The organism is Stenotrophomonas sp. A3_2 (genome assembly GCF_036624925.1).
GTDB lineage: Bacteria > Pseudomonadota > Gammaproteobacteria > Xanthomonadales > Xanthomonadaceae > Stenotrophomonas > Stenotrophomonas hibiscicola.
In genome coordinates this window covers 1-20,268 of record NZ_JAZKVY010000235.1, presented here as the reverse complement: position 1 = coordinate 20,268, position 20,268 = coordinate 1, and the positions used below count along the sequence as shown (strand labels likewise).

Here is a 20,268-nt window from a genome sequence, read left to right as displayed (position 1 = left end):
CGGCTCAATACACCGTGGCGCGGCCCTGCACGAACGAATAGAAGAACACCGCATTCGGGTCGTTCTGCACCAGGCGGAACTCGCGGCGCATGCCTTCCACGGTTTCCTCGTCCACCGAGCCGGCCTGCAGCAGCTGGTCGGCCGCCGACAGCAGCAGCTGCTCCCAGAACGCGATCATCGTCTTGCGGCGCGCCGGTTCACGGTTGTCCAGGTGGATGGTCTTGATCTCGGTGTGCACGTCGCGGAAGCCGCCGGCCAGCAGCAGGTTGCCCAGCTTGGCGCCGACGAACGGGTCGCCACCATGGTCGTACTGGAAATCGTTGAAGGCCATCCAGTAGCGCCAGATGTGCGGCGAATACGGGTCGAGCAGGAACGAGGCATTCATCACCTCGGTGATGTAGACCGGCGAACCCGGTGCCAGCACCCGGCGCACCTCGCTCAGCACGCGCGCAGGTGACGGCACGTGCTCCAGTACCCAGCACAGGAACGCCGAGTCGAAGCTGCGTGCCTCGAACGGGAGCTCGCCGGCGTCAGCCTGCTGCAGGGTGTAGCGATCGCTGCACCACGGCGTGCGCGCCAGGTTCTCGCGCGCGGTGGTCAGCTGGGTCTCGCTCAGGTCCACACCGGTCACGTGCAGCTCGGGGAAGCGGCGCAGCAGGATCTCGGTCTGCGCACCCACGCCGCTGCCGACTTCCAGCAGGCGCCGCGCGCCGCTGTAGTCGATCTGGCCGAAGATGCTCGATTCCAGCAGGCGCGCCTGGGTCATCAGGCGCTGCTGCTCGGTGCCGGAGAACCCGTGCAGGTAGGTCGGGGAGGAGATCGGCGGGGTCATGGGGCGGGCTCTTGTAGCGTCGAGCAGGCTCGACTGTCCGGAAACGCAGGATTGGCGGCTCAGGCCGCCGAAGACAACGCCGGTTCCCCGGCGATCAGGCGGTCGAAGTACTCGGTGGTCAGCGCGACCTGGCTCTGCGGGTCTTCGGCGCGGTTGACCACGGCGCGGAAGGCCGCATTCTCCGGCCGGTCCTTGGCATACCAGCCCAGGTGCTTGCGCGCGATGCGCACGCCCTGCGGCTCGCCATAGAACGCATGCAGTGCGTGCAGGTGGCCGAGCAGGATGTCGCGCACTTCCGCCAACGACGGTGGTGGCAGTTCCTCACCGGTGGCCAGAAAGTGCGCCACTTCGCGGAAGATCCACGGCCGGCCCTGTGCCGAGCGGCCGATCATCACCGCGTCCACGCCGGTCTGCTGCAGCACGTATGCCGCCTTCTGCGGCGAATCGATATCGCCGTTGGCGATCACCGGAATGCGCAGCGCGGCCTTGATCTCGCCGATCGTGGCGTACTCGGCCTGGCCGGTGTAATGCTGGTCGCGGGTGCGGCCATGCACCGCCAGCGCGGCGATGCCGCTGTCCTCGGCGATGCGGGCGATCACCGGGCCATTGCGATGGTCGCAGTCCCACCCGGTGCGGATCTTCAGCGTGACCGGAACGTCCACCGCGTTGACCACGGCCTCGAGGATGCGCGCCACCAGCTGCTCGTCACGCATCAGCGCCGAGCCGGCCCAGGCGTTGCACACCTTCTTGGCCGGGCAGCCCATGTTGATGTCGATGATCTGCGCGCCGTGGTCGACGTTGTAGCGTGCGGCCTCGGCCAGCTGCTGCGGCTCGGTGCCGGCGATCTGCACGCTGATCGGTGCCGGTTCGCCGTCATGGTCCATGCGGTGGATCGACTTGCGCGTGGTCCAGAAGCGCGGGTCGCTGATGGTCATTTCCGAGGCGGCCAGGCCCGCGCCCAGCCGTTTGCACAGCAGGCGGAAGGGTTTGTCGGTGACGCCGGCCATGGGCGCCAGCACGACGTTCGGAGCAATGGTGTACGGGCCGATCTGCATGCGCCCATTGTAGGGCGCCGACAGCGACGCGGCCGTATCGGCTGCGCCCCGGTTCAGGCCGATCGGCACCGACCTCATGCCGTACCGGCATCAGCAGATGCTTGACGGTTGCTTCCGCCGCCCCCAAGGGCGGGCGAAGGTGGGCGGCTACCCCAGGCGCTGCCAGGCCTGGCGGGTACCCAGGGCGAAGGCCAGCCCCAGGCTGAGGCAGACCAGTGAACTGACCATCCAGAAGCGCCGGCCGTTGTAGCCGGGCCGCAGCAGCGCCAGCCCGAAGCCCATCGCGGCGCGCAGCAGCAACAGCAGGGCGATGCCCGACAGGACCAGACGACTGGCCGGCAGTGGCGAATGCCAGCCCGCAGCGGCCAGTGCGTACAGCGTCCAGGCCACCAGCACGGCCGTGATGCCGGCGGTCATCAGCGGTGGCCACCAATGCCCGGCCTGTGCCAGCCGGACCACGCGCTGGCCGGCACCGAAGTACCTGTACCACGCGGCGCCGAAGGCGATGCAGCCGATATGCAGCAGCGCCGCAGCGGCACTGCCTGCGGCCGCGACCAGCAACCAGGGGAATCCGTCCATGTCCTGCCCGTGCAAGGAAGCTGCGCGGATCGTGAGCGAGGGGCAGGATGTGGGCAATGCGACAGGCGGTCGCAGGGGCTGGGCAATGGGCGAAAGAAAGGCCCAGGTGCCTGTGCACCCGGGCCTTGTCATCCACGCGTGGCGTGGAATTACTTGGCTTCGGCGTCGGCCGGGGTGAAGCGCGGCATCGCCGCTGCAGCGCCTTCCTTCTCGGTCGAGCGACCGGCGAACTGGTTGGCAAAGCGCACGTGGCGGGCGAACGGTGCATCGGCCACCTGTGCCAGCGACGCAGCCAGCGCACCGTTGAAGGCATCACCAGCACCGGTGGTGTCGATGGCCTGCACCTGTTCGGCACCGACGCGGTAGTACGGCTGGGTATCGCCGCGCAGGTTCTCGTCGGCGTGAGAGACGAACACGCCCACCGAACCCAGCGTCACCACCACCGTGCCGTTGCCGACCAGCTTGCGGCACAGCGCATGCAGGCTGGCGCCATCCAGCGCCGCGACGTCGTTGGCATCCACGCGCTCGCCGACATGGCGGCCGAGCAGGGCGGCGAACTCGGTCTCGTTCGGGGTGATCACATCGGCCAGCTTGAGCAGGCCGATGGTCGAGGGCGCATCGGCCGGCGCGGTGTTGAGCACGGTGGTGACACCGGCCTCGCGGGCCGTGGCCAGCGCCGCTTCGATGGTCTGCACCGGCGATTCCAGCTGCACCAGCACCACCTTGGCACCGGCCAGCAGGGCCTGCTGCTGTTGCAGGAAATCGGTGCCCAGCGCGGCATTGGCGCCGGGGCCGATCACGATCGTGTTGCGGCCACGGGCATCGACGTAGATGCCGGCGGTGCCGGTCGGCTCGCTGCTGGCCTCGGCGATCAGCGCGAAGCCATCGTGCGCAGCCAGTTCGCGCGCAGTGGCGCCACCGGCGTCATCGCCCAACGCACACACGAAGTGGGTGTCCGCACCAGCGCGGCAGGCCGCCACGGCCTGGTTGAAGCCCTTGCCACCGGGGCCGGTGCTGTAGCGGCCGGCAATGGTCGCACCCGGTGCCGGCAGCGTTTCGCACCGCCACACGTGATCGACATTGAAGGAACCGACGACAACGACACTGCTGCTCATAGGAAATCTTTTCTCAACCAGGGGTTCAACTGAAGTGCGTCAGCACGCCGGCGATGGTCGCCGTCATGAAGGTGGCAATGGTACCGCCCAGCACCGCGCGCAGGCCGAACTTGGCCAGGTCGTGGCGGCGCTCCGGCGCCAGGCCACCGATACCGCCGATCTGGATCGCGATCGAGCTGAAGTTGGCGAAGCCGCACAGCGCGTAAGTGGCAATCAGGCGGCCTTCGGCGGACAGGCTCACGCCCGGGATCTGGCCGTTCACGATCTGCGACAGTTCGGTGTAGGCGACGAACTCGTTGATCACGACCTTCTGGCCGATCAGCGAGCCGACGGTGGTGGCGTCGGCCCACGGCGTGCCGATCACCCAGGCGATCGGGGCCAGCAGATAGCCGAAGATGGTCGACAGGTTGGTCGGCTTGCCGATGGCAGCGGCCAGGCCGGTCACTTCGCCCACCCAGGTCAGCGGCGCGTTCAGCAGCGCGATAAGGGCGATGAAGGCCAGCAGCATCGCGCCGATGTTCAGTGCCAGCTTCAGGCCGTCACCGGCGCCGGCAGCGGCGGCATCGATGATGTTGCTAGAGGTCTTTTCGACTTCCATCTTCACCGTGCCGCGGGTCAGCGGGGTGCCGGTTTCCGGAATCAGCAGCTTGGCCACGACCAGGGTGGCCGGGGCCGCCATGATGCTGGCCGCCAGCAGGTGCTTGGCGTAGAAAGCCTGCTGCGCCGGATCGCCGCCGCCCAGCATGCCCACATAGGCCGCCAGCACGCCGCCGGCGATATGCGCCATGCCGCCGATCATCATGGTCAGCAGTTCGGACTGGGTCATCCTGGCGATGTACGGGCGAACGGTCAGCGGCGCCTCGGTCTGGCCGATGAAGACGCTGGCGCAGACGCTGGTGGTTTCCGCGCCGGACACGCGCATCACCTTGGTGATCGACCAGGCCATCACGCGCACGATCGCCTGCATGACGTTGAGGTGGTACATCACCCCCATCAGCGCCGAGAAGAAGATGATGGTCGGCAGCACCTGGAAGGCGAAGATGAAGCCGTAGTTCTTGGTGTCCATCAACGAGCCGAAGATGAAGCCCGAGCCCTCGTTGACGAAGCTGAGGATCTTGACGAAGCCCTTGCCCAGCGCATCGAACACGTCGCGCCCGCCCGGCACCAGGATCACCAGCGCCGCAAAGGCGATCTGCAGGGTGATACCGGTGGCAACCAGCTTCCAGTCAACTGCACGCTTGTTGTTGGAAAACAACCAGGTGATGCCGATCAGCACCGCCAACCCGAACAGGCCGAAGCCGATCCTGCCCAAACCTTCGACCATGTGAGTGACTCCCCTGGGGCGTCGCGAAAAACGGGAAGCCTAGTGCAGGGCAGGGGCCGGGGCAAGAAAAAGCAGCGTGCGCGCACCCAACGGTACCGATCGGGCCAGCAACGGCAAGGGCTTGCGGCCGGCGGCGGCAGGTAGAATGGAGTTCGATCCCGGCCCGGATGCGGGCCCGCAGCAGGAGATTCGCATGCAATACCGTCGCTTGGGCTCCACCGGCCTGCCGATTTCCGCCCTGTCCTTCGGCGCCTGGGTGACCTTCGGTGACCAGATCCCGCGCGACGAGGCCCGCAACCTGGTGGCGGCCGCCTGGGATCATGGCGTCAACTTCTTCGACAATGCCGAGGGCTATGCCAACGGCCGCGCCGAACAGGTGATGGGCGATGTGATCGCCGACCTGCGCCTGCCGCGCGACGGTTTCTGCGTCTCCAGCAAGGTGTTCTTCGGCAGCGCCAAGGACCCGCGGCCGACCCAGCGCGGCCTGTCGCGCAAGCATGTGACCGATGCCTGCCACGCCGCGCTCAAGCGCCTGCGGGTGGATTACCTGGACCTCTATTACTGCCACCGCCCGGATCCGGACGCACCGGTCGCCGAGACCGTGCATGCCATGGACACCCTGGTGCGGCAGGGCAAGATCCTCTACTGGGGGACCTCGGAGTGGTCGGCCGTGCAGATCCAGCAGGCGCTGGACATCGCGCAGGCGCGCAACCTGCAGGGCCCGTCGATGGAGCAGCCGCAGTACAACCTGCTGCACCGCGAGCGCGTGGAGGTCGAGTACGCGCCGCTGTATGCCGGCGCCGGACTGGGCACCACCATCTTCTCGCCGCTGGCCTCGGGCCTGCTCACCGGCAAGTACGACCAGGGCATTCCGGCCGATGCGCGGCTGGGCCGGGAAGGCATGCAGTGGTTGCAGGACCTGGTGCTGGGTGCCGACGCCGAAGCCCGCCTGGCCCAGGTGCGCCGCTTCAGCGAGGTGGCGCGTGCGCTGGGGCAGGCGCCGGCCACGCTGGCCATCGCCTGGTGCCTGCGTAACCCGAACGTCTCCAGCGTGATCCTCGGTGCCAGCCGGGTCAGCCAGCTGCTGCAGAACCTGCAGGCACTGGAAGCGCTGGAGCAGGTCGACGCCGCCGGCTGGGCCGACGTCGAAGCCGCCTTCGCCTGAACTCCGGGGCCGACCGGGCCTGGGCCTCGGTCGGGCCGGCTCGGGCCCGTGCCTCGGTAGAGTCGGCTGTTGGTCGACTGCTGTTGCTCGAAGCAGTCGACCAACAGTCGACTCTACACTCATGCGTCGCCATTTGATTGATGCTATCTATCGAATCTGAAAATTCGATCATTAATCCAATCAATCAAGTTGAGAATGGTTGTTGATTGTCAACTGAGAATCATTATCATTTAACTCGTCCCTCGCACGAGTCCAGATGCTCATGAATGCTCAACCTGTACTGCTGCGCCCCGAAACGCTGACCCTCCGCGATCGTCCGGTCCGTGTCGTTCCGCCGGAAGAGGTCATCGACAGCGAAGCCCTGCTCAAGGGCCGTCGTGAAATCCTGATCCAGCACGGCGACCGCTTCTATCGCCTGCGGCACACCAGCAACGACAAGCTGATCCTGACCAAGTAATCGCGGTCTGGTCGCCCGCCTCCCTCCCTCCTGCCGGCAGCGCCGACAGGGTGGGCGACCCGTCCGCTCCCGCTCTCTCCCCCTCGGTCTACCGCGTGCACCTTCCGGGTGCGCCGGTAACCGGGGGTTCCCCTGCCTGACCGAACGAACCCGATGACCCGCCATACCGCCCTTTGCCTTGCTGTCTGGATGGCGCTGCCGCTGTCCGCCCACGCTGCTGCCACTGCTGCCCCCGATGCGCGCGAATTCGATCGGGTGCAGGTCACCGCCACCCGCACCGAGCGGGCGCTGAGTGACGTGGCGGCCACCGTGGATGTCATCGACCGTGAGCAGATGGACCGGCACCTGGTGCAGGACATCAAGGATCTGGTGCGCTACGAGCCGGGCCTGTCGGTCACCCGCAGCGCGACCCGCTTCGGCCTGGATGGTTTCCGCATCCGTGGCCTGGACGGCAACCGCGTGCGCATCCAGACCGACGGCATCGTCATGCCGACCCGGTTCGACATCGGTTCGTTCGCCAGTTCCAACCGCAACTTCACCGACCTCGATACGCTCAAGCGCGTCGAGATCGTGCGTGGACCGGCCAGCCCGCTGTACGGCTCCGATGCACTCGGTGGCGTGGTCGCGTTCGTGACCAAAGACCCGGCCGACTATCTCAAGGACGGCAAGAACAGCTACTTCGGCCTGAAGTTCGGCTACGACGGTGAGTGGAAGGGCCTGCTCGGCGGTGCCACGGCCGCCTTCGGTGGCGACCACTGGAGCGGCCTGGTCAACGTCAATCACCACCAGGGCCAGGAAACGGACAACAAGGGCACGGTTCGCAGCGACAACGACACCCGCACCGCGTCCAATCCGCAGGATCGCGACGGCCGCAGCCTGCTCAGCAAACTGGTCTATGCACCCAGCGAGGACCAGCGCTTCCGCCTGACCGTGGAAGGCAACGAAGACACCACCGATACCAATGTGCTGTCGGCGATCGCCAGCGTTGCACCGCGCCCCGGCGCGATGGCTGCGGCCACTGGCATGAAGTCCCACGACACCCAGAAGCGCAACCGCGTCTCCTTCGCCCACGAGATGGATGCGCTGGACCAGCCGTTCGCCGACAGCCTGCATTGGCAGGTGTACGCGCAGAACAGCGAAACCCGGCAGCAGACCGACGAGACCCGCACCGACGGCACCCGTCGCCACCGCGTGTTCTCCTTCGACCAGCATGCCTATGGCCTGCAGGCGCAGTTCAACAAGGCGTTCGCCACCGGCAGCGTCGAGCACGCATTGACCTACGGTTTCGAAGGTACCCGTACCGAGATCCGCCAGAAGCGCGACGGCTATCAGGTCAGTAAGGCTGGCGTGGTCAGCAACACGGTGCTGCCGGACACCTTCCCGGTGCGTGACTTCCCGATCAGCAAGACTACCGAGCTGGGCCTGTATGCACAGGATGAGATGCGCTTTGCCGATGGCAGGCTGTCGCTGGTGCCGGGCGTGCGCGTGGACCGCTACGAGCTGAAGCCGGAAGTGGACAGCATCTTCGCCGAAGACAACCCGACCACGGCCGTGGCGCAGCTGAAGAAGACCAGCGTGTCGCCGAAGCTGGGCATGGTCTGGCGCTTTACCGACGAATGGTCGCTGTTCGCCGGTTATGCGCGTGGCTTCCGTTCGCCGCCGTACAACGACGTCAACATCGGCCTGACCAACATCGCCTTCCGCTATACCGCCATCGCCAATCCGGACCTGAAGCCCGAAACCAGCGACGGTTACGAACTGGGCCTGCGCTTCATCGCGCCGGCGGCGTACGTCAGCGTCAGCGGCTACTACAACGACTACAAGGATTTCATCGAGTCCAACGTCGATACCGGTCGCAACGCGCAGGGTTTGACCGTGTTCCAGTCGCAGAACATCGCCGACGCGCGCATCTATGGCGCGGAAATGAAGGCCGGCATCGAGTTTGGCGAACTCAGCCCGGCGCTGAAGGGCTGGGCGCTGCGCAGTGCGTTGGCATGGTCGCGTGGTGACAACCGGACCGATGACGAACCGCTGGCCTCGGTCGATCCGCTGCGTGGCACGCTGGGCCTGATGTATGACGCCGATACCTGGGGCGTCGAACTGGCCGGTACCTTCGTGCAGCGCAAGAAGCGCCTGCCGCCGCCTGCGGCGCAGACCAATCCGAACGCACCGGCGCCGTTCGTCTACCAGCCGGCCGGCTACGGCGTGCTGGACCTGATGGCGCATTGGAACTTCGCGCCGGGTGCCACCTTCAATGTCGGCGTGTTCAACCTGGCCGACAAGCGCTACATCGAATGGTCGTCGATCACCCCGAGCCTGATCACCGATCGCGCACTGAGCGATCGTTTCAGCAGCCCGGGCCGCACCTTCTCCGCCAGCCTTGCCGTTTCCTGGTGATCTCATGAGCCGAGCCTTGTCCGCACGCAGGAATGACTCCATCGCCGCGCCGAACAGCGCGGCCTGGCCGACCCCGGCACAGCTGGCCACGCTCGGCACCGTGTTGTGCCTGTACCACGCCGACGGCAACGAGCTGGGCGGCTGGCGCCAGGCCGTACGCGTACACACCTGCCAGGGCGTGGACAGCGAGGGCCTGCGCGAAAGCCTGTGCTTCCTTGATGGCCGCGGCCGCTGCGTGTGGCGCCTGTACCTGCTGCTCGACAGTGATTTCCTGGCCTGGGACCGTCTGGTCGCGCCGCTGCCGCCGGGACCGGAACACGACAGCGAGGCGAGCGTTGGCGAACGCCTGTGGCGGCGCCTGGCCGGCCATCTTGGCGGCCAGCGCTGGCGCCTGTGCGCGCTGCGCCTGCATGCCGCCGACGACGGACGCACGCTGGCCGCCAGTCTGTCGACCCTGTCCTCGCTGGGCGCGGCCACCGCGCGCCGCATCGCACGCCTGGAAGGTGCTGAAGGCGAGCTGGTGATCGACGACTGCTGCTGTGCCGACGCCGCCCGGCGTCCGGCGCCCCAGATTCCCGGCGACCTGCCGCTGATCCGCCTGTGACTCTCTCCTGATGGAACGCCCGTTGGCCACGGATGGCCCCTCAATGAATCTGCAACCCCGAAGGAAGACCCCGATGAAGCTCCAGACAGCCAGCGCCATGCTGCTGCTCGCCGCCAGCGGCGTGGCCAGCGCGCAGCCCTCCGATATCGCCCGCGACCACGACAGCATCCTCGCCATGCAGGGTGAGTACACCGTGGACTTCGCCTTCGACGAGACCGTGCTGCTGAAGCCGGGCTACGAGCGTGCACCGGCGATGCGCAGCGGCGGCAGCGAAGTGGTCATCGTGGTTGAGGACACCCCGAAGCGCATCGTGCTGCAGCACCTGCTGCTGGATGAAAAGAGCGGCCACATCACCAAGCACTGGCGCCAGGACTGGGTGTACGAAGCACCGAATCGTTTCGAGTTCAGCGCCGACCAGACCTGGAAGGTGCGCAGTATTCCGTCGGCGGTGAACCAGGGCGCCTGGACCCAGTGCGTGTACGAAGTGAGCGACGCACCGCGCTACTGCGGCACCGGTAAATGGACGTACACCAACAACGTGCCGAGCTGGACCAGCGACCTGAGCTGGCGGCCGTTGCCGCGCCGTGAGTACACCAAGCGCAGCGACTACAACGCGCTGGCCGTGGTCAACCGCCACACGCTCACGCCCAATGGCTGGACCCACGAGCAGTTCAACACCAAGGTGCAGCGCAACGCCGATGGCAGCCAGGTGGAGATCGCACGCGAGTTCGGCTTCAACGATTACGTGAGAACCACCGAGATCAACTTCACCCCGGCCCGTGACTACTGGAAGGCCACTGCCGGTTACTGGGCCAAGGTGCGCCAGCGCTGGGACGGTTTCCTCGGCCAGGCCCCAGGCGTGCACCTGAAGACCAAGCTCGATGGCATGGCGATGATCATTCCGCTGTTCACCCAGGCCGAAGCGATCCAGTCCGGCAAGAAGGTGAAGGACAAGCAGATTGACGACGTGTTCGCCAAGTACGTGGAAAAGGCCCAGTAGAGCCACGCCATGCGTGGATGTGCTTGTTCCTTGAACACTGGCAACGCCGTCATGTGCACTTGGTAGGTGCCGAGCTTGCTCGGCACGCGCCCCGGTCCGGCGCCGCCTCAGGCCTCACGCAGCGCCAATGCCGGCGGCGTATGCAGGATCGCCCGCGTACCCCACCAGCCTGCCAGCAGGCTCAGCCCGATGCCGACCACGCCGCCGATCAGCAGGCCCGGCCACGGCGGCAGCAACGGCAGCTCGAACACCTTCTGCGAGGCTGCCACGCCGATGACGGCCGCCGCGCCCACCGCGAGCAACGCGGCCAGCGTGCCCAGTGCGCCGAACTCAACGAGCACCGCGCCACGCAGCTGGCGCCGGGTCGCGCCCAGCGTGCGCAGCACCGCGCTGTCGTAGCGGCGCTCGCCCGCCGTGGCCTGCAGTGCGGCCAGCAGCACCAGCACGCCGGCCAGCAGGCTGAACACCATCACCAGCTGCACCGCCTGCGCGACCCGCTCCATCACATCGCGCACCTGCGAGATCACCGCGTCCACGTCCAGCAGCGACAGGTTGGGCTGCGCGCGCACCAGCTCGCCCAGCCCGGCCGCGTTGCCGGCCGGCAGATGGAACGCCGACAGCAGGTTGTGCGGGGTGTCGCCCACCGCATTGGGATTCAGCAGCACGAAGAAGTTCGGCCGGAAGGTGTTCCAGTCGGCCTTGCGCACACTGGTGACGGTGAACTCGCGCTCCTGCTCGCCTACTGAAATGGTGATGCGGTCGCCCGGATACACGCCGTAGCGCTTGGCCCAGCCGATTTCAACCGACGCCTCCGCCGCCGTGCTGTCGGGCGTCCAGAAGGTGCCGTTCATCAGCGTGTTGGCCGGCGGGAAGCTGCTGCGCCAGCTGAAGTTCAACGGCCGGTTCTCGTCGTCGTCATCGCGCTGGGCTTCGCCTGACGCCGGCTGCCCGCTCTGGTCCGGCGAGCGATCCACGCGCAGCGGCGGCTTGCCGTTGATCGCGATCAGGCGGCCGGTGGCCATCGGTTCGATGCTGGCGTCGTTGGCCCCCAGTCCGCGCAGCGCGGCCAGCACGCTGTCACGCTGTCCGGGCTGGATATTGATCAGGAAGTAGTTCGGCGTATCCGCGGGCAGGCGTTCGCGCCACTGCTGCAGCAGGCCGGGGCCGGTCACCGCCAGCAGCAACAGCGCGCACAGCGACAGCGACAGCCCGACCAGCTGCATCACCGCCAGCATCCGGCGCCGGGTCAGCGCCGCCAGGCCCAGCCGCCAGTGGCCGTGCAGACGGTGCTGCAGGCCGCGCAGCAGCTGCAGCAGCACGAAACCGACCACGCCGGCCGCCACCGCCAACGCGGCCAGGCCGCCCAGCACCCATAGCGCCAGCTTGAGATCACCGGTCACCTGCACCGCCAGCAGCAGGCTGGCCGCCAGCGCTGCTACGTAGGCCAGCAGCGAGGCCGGGGGCAGGGCGGCGAAGGAGCGGTTGAGCACGCGCATCGGCGGCACCCCGCGCAGGCGCAGCAGCGGCGGCAGGCCGAAGCCGAACAGCAGCAACAGGCCGATGCCGGCGCCGGTCAGCGCCGGCATTGCCTCGGGTAGCGGCAAGCGCTGCGGCACCAGGCTGCCCAGTACCTGCACCAGACCTTCCTGCGCAGCCATGCCCAGGCCGATGCCGAGTGCGCAGGCCGGCACTGCCAGCATCAGCAGCTGCAGTGCCAGACCGGACAGAATGTCGCGCTGGCGCGCGCCCAGGCAGCGCAGGATCGCCACCTGGTCGATGCGGCGCAGGGCAAAACGGTTGGCCGCCAGCGCGGTCGCCACGCCGGCAAGCAATACCGCCAGCAGCGCGCTCAGGCCGAGGAAGCGCCCGGCAAGATCAAAGGCCTGGCGCACGCCGCGCTGGGTGTCGTCCACGCTCAGCAGGCGAAGGCCTTTCACCTGTGGCAGCAGCCACTGGCGCAACGCGGCAACCTGGTCGGCGGAGCCGGCGAACATCAGCCGGTAGTTGATGCGGCTGCCGGGGCCAAGCAGGCCTGTGCCTTCCACATCGGCGCGGTTGACCAGCAGGGTGGGGGAGAGCGTCAGCAGGTCGCCACCGGTATCCGGTTCGGCCTCGATGATGCCGGCGATGCGCAGCGTGCCGGCGCCGAATTCGAGGTCATCGCCGGCTTTCAGCCCCAGTCCCTGCAACAGGCGCGGGTCGGCATAGGCCTGGCCCTTGGGCGGCATGCCGGCATCGGCGATCAGGGCGCCGCCGGGTGTGGCCCGCACCCGCAGCGTGCCACGCAGCGGATAGCCCGCCTGCACCGCCTTGATGCTGGCCATCTGGCTGGCATCACCGTTGAACAGCACGCTGCCGAAGCTGGCGATGCGGGTGTAGGCCAGTCCACGCCGCTGTGCCTCGTCGGCGAACGCCTGCGGCGGGTCATCGCGCCCGACGATGCCAAGGTCGCCGCCGAGCATTTCCGCAGCGCTGCCGGTCAGCGCCAGGTTGACCCGGTTGACCAGCGTGCCCACCGCGGTCATCACCGCCACGCCCAGCACCAGTGCGGCGAACACGGTCAGCAGGTCACCGGCCAGGGCCTCGCGACGCAGCGCGCGCCACGCGTGCCGCAGCAGGTTCATGCCTGCGCCCCATGCTCGACCGGCAGCAGCCGGCCCTCGTCGATGCGATGGATGTACTGGCAGCGCTGGGCCAGGCGCAGGTCGTGGGTGACCAGCACCAGGGTGGTGCCGCTGCCGGCGTTGAGTTCGAACAGCAGGTCGCTGATGTGCTGGCCGGTGGCGTGGTCCAGCGAGCCGGTCGGTTCGTCGGCGAACAGGATGCGCGGGCGGGTGACGAACGCACGCGCCAATGCCACGCGCTGCTGCTCGCCGCCCGACAACTGGCGCGGATAGTGGCGGGCGCGATGGGCCAGCCCGACCTGGGCCAGCACTTCATCGACCCGCGCACGGTCTTCGCGCCCGGCCAGTTCCAGTGGCAACGCGACGTTTTCGGCGGCGGTCAGCGCCGGTAGCAGGTGGAAGCTCTGGAACACGAAGCCAACCTCACGCGCGCGCAGCTGGGCCCGCGCTTCTTCATCGAGGTCGCCCAGGTCCTGGCCCGACAGCGCAATGCGGCCGCGGCTGGGCAGGTCCAGCCCGGCCAGCAGGCCGAGCAGGGTGGTCTTGCCCGAACCGGAGGCGCCGACGATGGCCGCGCTGGTGCCTTCATGGACGGTCAGGGTGATGTTGTCCAGTATGTGGACTTCACCCTCCGGGCCCTGCACGGATTTGCCGACCTGGTCGACGGCGATGGCGACGGGCGCGCTGCGGGGGGACAGGCTGTCGATGAGGAGACTCCAATGCGCAAGACGGGATGGAGCCGGCGAGCCGGCGCGATGGTGGTGCTGCTGCTAGGGTTCCTGCTGTTGCCGGGGCTGGCCTGTGCCAAAGGTCCGGCCCGCACCGTGCTGGTGCTCGGCGACAGCCTCAGTGCCGCCCACAATATCCCTGCCGACGCCGGCTGGGTCAGCCTGCTGCAACAGCGGGTCAGGCAGCAGTCGAAAACCCCGGCGCGCATCGTCAACGCCAGCATGAGCGGCGAGACCACCGCCGGCGCGCTGACCCGCCTGCCGGGCCTGCTGGCGAAGGAAAAGCCCACGGTGGTGGTGATCGCGCTGGGCGGCAATGACGCATTGCGTGGGCTGACCCCGGCGCAGGTGCAGGGCAACCTGGAAAAGATGGTGCAGGCCAGCCAGAAGGCCGGCGCCAAGGTATTGCTGCTGGGCATTGACGTACCGCCCAACTACGGGCCGGCCTATCGCCAGCGCCTGGCTGCGGCCTACAAGGCGCTGGCCACGCAGTACGAGGTGCCGCTCCTGCCCTTCCTGCTGGAAGGCGTGGCCCTGCAGCCGGGCATGATGCAGGCCGACGGCCTGCACCCCACGGCGCAGGCGCAACCGAGGGTGCTGGACAACGTCTGGCCGCTGCTCAGGCCGCTCCTCTGAACCGTTTGTGTACCTCTTGACGAAACTTCACATCGCGTCCACCGTCGATCCGGCATGTTTCACAAAGCTGAAGTTAGAGGGAATCACATGCGTCAGACGAAGGAGACCTCCGGCTTGGTGCTGGTGGTCGAAGACAACCGCAACATCTCCGAGATGATCGGCGAATACCTGGAAGGTCGCGGCTTCGAAGTCGACTATGCACAGGACGGCCTGGATGGCTACCGCCTTGCGGCGGAGAACAGCTATGACGTCGTGGTGCTCGACTTGATGCTGCCGCGCCTGGATGGCATCGAAGTGTGCCGTCGCCTGCGCAACGATGCGCGCAAGTCCACCCCGGTGCTGATGCTCACGGCACGCGACACGCTGGACGACAAGCTCACCGGCCTCGGGTTCGGCGCCGATGACTACCTGACCAAGCCGTTCGCGATCCAGGAGCTGGAAGCCCGCCTGCGCGCGCTGATCCGCCGCGAACGTCGCCAGGTGGGTTCGGAGGTGCTGAAGGTCGCCGACCTGGTGCTCGATCCGGTCAGCATGCGGGCCACCCGTGCCGGTACCGAGCTGCAGCTGTCGCCGATCGGCCTGCGCCTGCTGACCATCCTGATGCGCGAATCGCCGCGCGTGGTCACCCGCCAGGAGATCGAACGCGAGATCTGGGGCAATGGCCTGCCGGACTCGGACACGCTGCGCAGCCATCTGTACAACCTGCGCAAGATCATCGACAAGCCGTTCGACCGTCCGCTGCTGCACACCGTGCAGAGCGCCGGCTACCGCATTGCCGATATCGCACAGCCGATGGCCTGATCGGGGCCGGGCCGGTGCAGCATCAGGCCCGGCCGGGCAACGACCCCGCATCGGGCACGGATGACCGGCCGGCGCTGCCGCCGGTCAGCGTCCGTGCACGACTACGGCGCAGCGCGCTGCCTATAATCGCAGCGCTCTGACCGGGACCCCGCAATGCCGCACGGCCTGCCGCGCAAGATCCGTATCGCCTTCATCCTGCAGGCAGTCCTGGCCAGCCTGGGCATCCTGCTCGGTGCCTGGCTGGTGTCGCTGGTCATCAAGCACAGCCTGGTCGGCGCCGCCCTGCGCGAGGAAGCGGCCTATTACTGGACGCTGCACGAGGCGTCGCCGGTGCAGCCGCCGCCCAACACCCAGAACATCCGCGGCTACCTGCTGGAAAGCGGGCAGTCGGCGCTGTCATTGCCGGCCAACCTGCGCAACCTGGAGCCCGGCTTCCACGAACTGCCTCAGGATGACCAGCTGGTGCTGGTCGATGTGCGCCCCGCCGGTCGCCTGTACCTGGTGTTCCTGCGTTCGCGTGCGGAGATGCTGGCGTTCTGGTTCGGCATCGTGCCGGTGCTGCTGACCCTGTTGGCGGTGTATGGCGCCAGCTGGGTGACCTATCGGGCTTCCAAGCGCCTGGTGTCGCCGGTGAACTGGCTGGCACGGCGCGTCTCGCGCTGGGACCCGGGCCACCCCGAAGCGGCCGATCTGGAGCCGAACAAGCTGCCGGCGGACATGCAGGGCGAGACCCGCCAGCTGGCGGCCGCACTGCATTCGCTGGCCAACCGGGTCAGCGCGCATGTGGCGCGCGAGCGCAATTTCACCCGCGACGCCAGCCATGAACTGCGCACACCGCTGACCGTCATCCGCGTCGCCAGCGACATGGCCCTTGGCGATGAAACCCTGCAGCCGCGCCTGCGCCGCAGCCTGCAGCGCATCCAGCGGGCTGGCCGCGACATGGAGGCGGTGATCGATGCGTTCCTGATCCTGGCCCGCGAGGCCGATGTCGAACCGCAGATCGAGCTGTTCGACGTCAACGACATCGTCCGCTACGAGGTGGACAATGCCAACGAACTGCTGGGGTCTCGCCCGGTGTCGGTGCACCTGCACAGCGACGGCCCGGTGCAGTTGCATGCGCCGCCGCGGGTGCTGCAGGTGGTGATCAGCAACCTGGTGCGCAATGCCTGCAGCTACACCGACGAGGGGCGCATCGACGTGCATGTGCACAACGACCGGGTGGTAGTGCGCGATACCGGTATCGGCATGTCTGCCGACGCCCTGTCGCGGGCCTTCGAACCGTTCTACCGCGCCGAGCCGAGCCGCCCGCAGGGCACCGGCCTGGGCCTGTCGATCGTGCGCCGGCTGTGCGACCGCTTCGGCTGGAAGGTCAGGCTGGCCAGCGAGCCAGGGCAGGGCACGGAGGCCACGGTCATCTTCCGCTGATCCTCCGACCCCATTGCCCGTGATTCAGTAGATCCACGCCATGCGTGGATGGGGTTGCGGTAGCGCCGGGCCATGCCCGGCGTCCGCAGTCCCTCAGTTGCAGTTGACCTTCGGCGCCAGCGCCTTGGTCCAGATCGCATAGCCGGCCGGGGTCATGTGCAGCATGTCCTCGCGGAACAGCGTTGCATCCGGCTGGCCATCGGTGCCCAGCATCGGCGTGTAGATGTCGGTGAAGCCGGTGTTGGGCAGCGTGGCCAGGGCGGCCTTGATCAGCGTATTGGCCTCGTTGATCGCCGGCAGCAGATGCGCACGCGACGGGCTCGGCTTGATCGACAGGTACTCGACCCGGGTCTTCGGCAGGTCGCGATGCACGCGCTGCACGAAGGCAACCACATCGTCGCGCACCTGCACGGCGCTGCGGCCGCTGTTGAGGTCGTTGTCGCCCGCGTAGAAGAACACCTTGCACGGTGCATACGGCACCACGATGCGATCGGCATACCAGGTGCTGTCACGCACTTCCGAACCCCCGAAGCCGCGGTTGAACACCGGCTGGCCGGGGAAGTCGGTGGCCAGGCTCTCCCACATGCGGATCGAGGAGCTGCCGATGAACTCGATACCGCCACGCGGCGGCGGGCTGGCCTGGTCGGCGCTGGCGAAGTGGGCCATGTCGCTGGCCCAGGCCACGTTGGAGACCTGTTCGGGTACCCGCGGTGACTTGGCCGGGCCCAGGGCCTGGGCAAGGGGGGCGGCGGTCAGCAGGCCCAGCATCAGCAGGCAGGTACGGCGATGGGACATCAGGCGCTCCGGCAGGGTAGGGACGACCATGATAGAAGCTGGGGCAGGTCGAAGCTTGCCCCTGGCAGTCCGTTCACCGGGCCGGTGCCAGGCGGCGGCGGGCGGCCTTGTGGCAAAATGGCGGCCATCTGCCTATTCCTGTGCGCCCATGATCCCCTGCCGTGCGTCTGAGCGGTCGCTGCGCCGCGTCCCTGTTGCTGGATGTTCGCCCCGTGGCTGATCAGTTCGGCCATCTGCCGCGCGGCCCGCGCCGCATCTTCCAGGCCGCCCGCTGGTCCTGGCAGGGCCTGCGCGCTGCCTGGCTGCACGAGTCGTCGTTCCGGCTGGAGGTCTACCTGCTGATCCTGCTGACGCCGCTCGCGATCTGGCTGGGCCAGACGCCGGTCGAACGCGCGCTGCTGATCGGCTCGATGCTGCTGGTGCTTGCGATGGAGCTGGCCAACTCGGCCATCGAAGCGGTGATCGAACGTTACGGCAGCGAGATCCATGAACTGGCCGGCCGCGCCAAGGACATGGGCTCGGCGGCGGTCTTCGTGCTGATGATGAACGTGCTGCTGTGCTGGGCGCTGGTCGTGGTTCCGCACGCGCTGGCCGGCAACTACGGCTGAAACCCCATTCCCCCACTGCCTTGAAGAGTTTCCATGTCCTTTGAGTTCCTCGCCGACCCCAATGCCTGGGTAACCCTGTTCACGCTCAGCGCGCTGGAAATCGTGCTCGGCATCGACAACCTGGTGTTCATTTCCATCGCGGTCAGCAAGCTGCCGGAAGAGCGTCGCCCGTTCGCCCGCAAGCTTGGCATCGCGGTGGCCTGCATCACCCGCATCGCGCTGCTGGTGTCGCTGGCCTACCTGGCGCACATGGCGGCCAACCTGTTCACCGTGGCCGGCATGGGCATCTCCATCCGCGACCTGGTGCTGATCGTTGGTGGCCTGTTCCTGATCATCAAGGGCTGCATGGAGATCAAGGAGCTGATCAGCGGCGGCGAGGATGAAGATCCCAGCACCACCAAGGCCTCGGCCGTGTTCGGCTACGTGATCGCGCAGATCGCGGTGATCGACATCGTGTTCTCGCTGGACTCGGTGATCACCGCCGTCGGCATCGCCGACCACATCCCGGTGATGGTCGCCGCGATCCTGCTGTCGGTGATGGTGATGCTGCTGGCCGCCAACCCGCTGGGCCGCTTCATCGATGCCAACCCGACCGTGAAGATGCTGGCCCTGGCCTTCATCCTGATGATCGGTGCGGTGCTGATACTGGACGGCCTGGACGTGCACGTGCCCAAGCCCTACATCTACGCCGCGATGGGCTTCTCGGTGCTGGTGGAGTGGCTGAATCTGCTGATGCGCCGCCGCGCCCGCGAGCACAACGTGCCGGGTGCCGGCAACTGGTAAGCGCGCCACAGGCGTGTGAGTCCCTCAGAACCCCCGGCATGCCGGGGGTTCTGCGTTGTGGGGGAGGTTGGCTCTGCAACGGCACTGCGGTTTTTGCACTTTTGGCTGCGTTCCGGCCTCCACTTGTGAATCAGGATCAACAGTGTTTTCCCGGGGCGAGGCTTAATCCGGCGCAGCAAAGCGCGCAGGCTACGCACTCCCGATTCCCGCCCCCCAGGACTCCCCCATGAATTCCAGAGCCGCCTTGCTGGCGCTTGCCGTTGGCGCCTTCGCCATCGGAACCACCGAGTTTGCCCCGATGGGCCTGTTGCCGGTCATCGCCGACGGCGTCGGCGTTGGCATCCCCACTGCGGGCATGCTGATCACCGCCTATGCCGTGGGCGTGATGCTGGGCGCGCCGGTGATGACCCTGCTGATGGGGCGTTTCGGCAAGCGCACCGCGCTGATGCTGCTGATGTCGATCTTCGTCGCCGGCAATCTGTTGTCTGCGCTGGCGCCGAACTACGGGATGCTGCTGCTGTCGCGCCTGGTCACCAGCCTCAACCACGGTGCCTTCTTCGGCATCGGTGCGGTGGTCGCTGCGAGCCTGGTGCCGAAGGAAAAGCAGGCTGCGGCCGTGGCCACCATGTTCATGGGCCTGACCATCGCCAACATCGGCGGCGTGCCGCTGGCGACCTGGGTCGGCCAGCAGCTGGGCTGGCGCCTGTCCTTCGCCGGGACTGCGGCGCTGGGCCTGGTCGCGATCACTGCGTTGGGCTTCGCGCTGCCCGCGTCCGCACCGGGACCGCGCCCGGACGTGCGCCGCGAACTGAAGGCGATCCTGCAGCCGCAGGTGCTGCTGGCCATGGCCACTACCGTGCTTGGTGCGGGTGCGATGTTCACGCTGTACACCTACGTCGCACCGGTACTGACCGAGTTGACCGGCGCCTCCAATACCTTCATCGCGATGGCGCTGGCCCTGATCGGCATCGGCTTCACCCTCGGCAACGGCATCGGCGGGCGCATGGCCGACTGGTCGCTCGATGGCGCCACCCGTATCCTGCTGGCTGCCCTGGCGGTGCTGATGTTCGTGCTGCCGCTGGCTTTCATGAGCCACGCCACCGCGGCGCTGGGTGTACTGCTGTTCGGCGCGGCGACCTTCGCCCTCGTGCCGCCGCTGCAGATCCGGGTGATGCAGGTGGCCAGCGAGGCGCCGGGCCTGGCGTCGTCGATCAACGTGGGTGCATTCAACCTGGGCAATGCGGTAGGTGCTGCGCTGGGTGGTGCGGTGATCAGCTCGGGACTGGGCTACGCCGCGATTCCGGTGGCCGGTGGCCTGCTGAGTGATATGGGGTTCCGGG

At 67.5% G+C, this 20,268-nt stretch carries 19 protein-coding genes; 11 read left to right on the top strand and 8 right to left on the bottom strand.

Annotated features, from left to right (window positions below; genetic code table 11):
• Window positions 1-4: 4 nt before the first annotated feature.
• The 5 genes from R5H29_RS08320 to R5H29_RS08300 all read right to left on the bottom strand — a co-directional run bounded on the left by R5H29_RS08320 (window position 5) and on the right by R5H29_RS08300 (window position 4,905).
• A complete protein-coding gene (locus tag R5H29_RS08320) occupies window positions 5-832 on the bottom strand; it encodes a methyltransferase domain-containing protein (protein ID WP_155028968.1) in 828 nt (275 codons plus the stop codon).
• Between the two features lie 59 nt (window positions 833-891).
• Window positions 892-1,887 carry a tRNA dihydrouridine synthase DusB gene (gene dusB / locus R5H29_RS08315; protein WP_155030412.1) on the bottom strand — a complete coding sequence of 332 codons (996 nt, stop codon included), beginning with the start codon at window positions 1,885-1,887 and terminating at the stop codon, window positions 892-894.
• Window positions 1,888-2,034: 147 nt separating this feature from the next.
• The gene (locus R5H29_RS08310) at window positions 2,035-2,466 is read right to left on the bottom strand and encodes a hypothetical protein (protein ID WP_021203449.1); all 432 of its coding nucleotides are present in this window, start codon (window positions 2,464-2,466) and stop codon (window positions 2,035-2,037) included.
• A gap of 149 nt (window positions 2,467-2,615) precedes the next feature.
• A complete protein-coding gene (locus R5H29_RS08305) occupies window positions 2,616-3,581 on the bottom strand; it encodes a ribokinase (RefSeq protein WP_019661097.1) in 966 nt (321 codons plus the stop codon).
• 25 nt (window positions 3,582-3,606) lie between these two features.
• A complete protein-coding gene (locus tag R5H29_RS08300; RefSeq protein WP_019661098.1) occupies window positions 3,607-4,905 on the bottom strand; it encodes a NupC/NupG family nucleoside CNT transporter in 1,299 nt (432 codons plus the stop codon).
• Between the two features lie 193 nt (window positions 4,906-5,098).
• Between R5H29_RS08300 and R5H29_RS08295 the strand changes: the two genes are divergently transcribed.
• The 5 genes from R5H29_RS08295 (at window position 5,099) to R5H29_RS08275 (ending at window position 10,528) form a co-directional block, all read left to right on the top strand.
• Window positions 5,099-6,070 (top strand): aldo/keto reductase, encoded by a 972-nt coding sequence (locus R5H29_RS08295; protein WP_134735121.1) that lies wholly within the window; start codon window positions 5,099-5,101, stop codon window positions 6,068-6,070.
• 262 nt (window positions 6,071-6,332) lie between these two features.
• The gene (gene hemP, locus R5H29_RS08290; protein ID WP_005412278.1) at window positions 6,333-6,527 is read left to right on the top strand and encodes a hemin uptake protein HemP; all 195 of its coding nucleotides are present in this window, start codon (window positions 6,333-6,335) and stop codon (window positions 6,525-6,527) included.
• Between the two features lie 153 nt (window positions 6,528-6,680).
• Window positions 6,681-8,924, top strand: coding sequence for a TonB-dependent hemoglobin/transferrin/lactoferrin family receptor (locus tag R5H29_RS08285; RefSeq protein WP_332329059.1), 2,244 nt, complete (start codon window positions 6,681-6,683; stop codon window positions 8,922-8,924).
• A gap of 4 nt (window positions 8,925-8,928) precedes the next feature.
• Window positions 8,929-9,528 carry a Hemin transport protein gene (locus R5H29_RS08280; protein ID WP_332329058.1) on the top strand — a complete coding sequence of 200 codons (600 nt, stop codon included), beginning with the start codon at window positions 8,929-8,931 and terminating at the stop codon, window positions 9,526-9,528.
• Window positions 9,529-9,601: 73 nt separating this feature from the next.
• The gene (locus tag R5H29_RS08275; RefSeq protein WP_332329057.1) at window positions 9,602-10,528 is read left to right on the top strand and encodes a DUF6607 family protein; all 927 of its coding nucleotides are present in this window, start codon (window positions 9,602-9,604) and stop codon (window positions 10,526-10,528) included.
• 107 nt (window positions 10,529-10,635) lie between these two features.
• On the opposite strand, the gene R5H29_RS08270 is transcribed toward R5H29_RS08275, so the two are convergent.
• Both R5H29_RS08270 and R5H29_RS08265 read right to left on the bottom strand, forming a co-directional pair.
• Window positions 10,636-13,152 carry an FtsX-like permease family protein gene (locus R5H29_RS08270; protein WP_332329056.1) on the bottom strand — a complete coding sequence of 839 codons (2,517 nt, stop codon included), beginning with the start codon at window positions 13,150-13,152 and terminating at the stop codon, window positions 10,636-10,638.
• Window positions 13,149-13,796, bottom strand: a complete 648-nt coding sequence (locus R5H29_RS08265; RefSeq protein ID WP_019661104.1) for an ABC transporter ATP-binding protein — start codon at window positions 13,794-13,796, stop codon at window positions 13,149-13,151. The genes R5H29_RS08270 and R5H29_RS08265 overlap by 4 nt, the downstream gene beginning before the upstream one ends.
• Before the next feature lie 75 nt (window positions 13,797-13,871).
• On the opposite strand from R5H29_RS08265, the gene R5H29_RS08260 reads away from it, so the two are divergent.
• The 3 genes from R5H29_RS08260 to R5H29_RS08250 all read left to right on the top strand — a co-directional run bounded on the left by R5H29_RS08260 (window position 13,872) and on the right by R5H29_RS08250 (window position 16,742).
• Window positions 13,872-14,516 (top strand): arylesterase, encoded by a 645-nt coding sequence (locus R5H29_RS08260; protein WP_019661105.1) that lies wholly within the window; start codon window positions 13,872-13,874, stop codon window positions 14,514-14,516.
• 87 nt (window positions 14,517-14,603) lie between these two features.
• A complete protein-coding gene (locus R5H29_RS08255; RefSeq protein ID WP_002811889.1) occupies window positions 14,604-15,317 on the top strand; it encodes a response regulator transcription factor in 714 nt (237 codons plus the stop codon).
• Window positions 15,318-15,470: 153 nt separating this feature from the next.
• Entirely contained in the window at window positions 15,471-16,742 is a 1,272-nt protein-coding gene (locus tag R5H29_RS08250; RefSeq protein WP_019661107.1) for a HAMP domain-containing sensor histidine kinase, read from the top strand.
• A 93-nt stretch (window positions 16,743-16,835) separates the two neighbouring features.
• Here R5H29_RS08250 and R5H29_RS08245 read toward each other — a convergent pair whose 3' ends face one another.
• On the bottom strand, window positions 16,836-17,537 hold the full coding sequence (locus R5H29_RS08245) for an SGNH/GDSL hydrolase family protein (protein WP_019661108.1): 702 nt from the start codon (window positions 17,535-17,537) through the stop codon (window positions 16,836-16,838).
• 212 nt (window positions 17,538-17,749) lie between these two features.
• On the opposite strand from R5H29_RS08245, the gene R5H29_RS08240 reads away from it, so the two are divergent.
• The 3 genes from R5H29_RS08240 to R5H29_RS08230 all read left to right on the top strand — a co-directional run.
• On the top strand, window positions 17,750-18,145 hold the full coding sequence (locus tag R5H29_RS08240) for a diacylglycerol kinase (RefSeq protein ID WP_019661109.1): 396 nt from the start codon (window positions 17,750-17,752) through the stop codon (window positions 18,143-18,145).
• A 33-nt stretch (window positions 18,146-18,178) separates the two neighbouring features.
• Entirely contained in the window at window positions 18,179-18,928 is a 750-nt protein-coding gene (locus R5H29_RS08235; RefSeq protein ID WP_019661110.1) for a TerC family protein, read from the top strand.
• Between the two features lie 226 nt (window positions 18,929-19,154).
• Window positions 19,155-20,268, top strand: a 1,114-nt coding sequence (locus R5H29_RS08230) for an MFS transporter (protein ID WP_332329055.1), incomplete at its 3' end; no start/stop codon positions are given.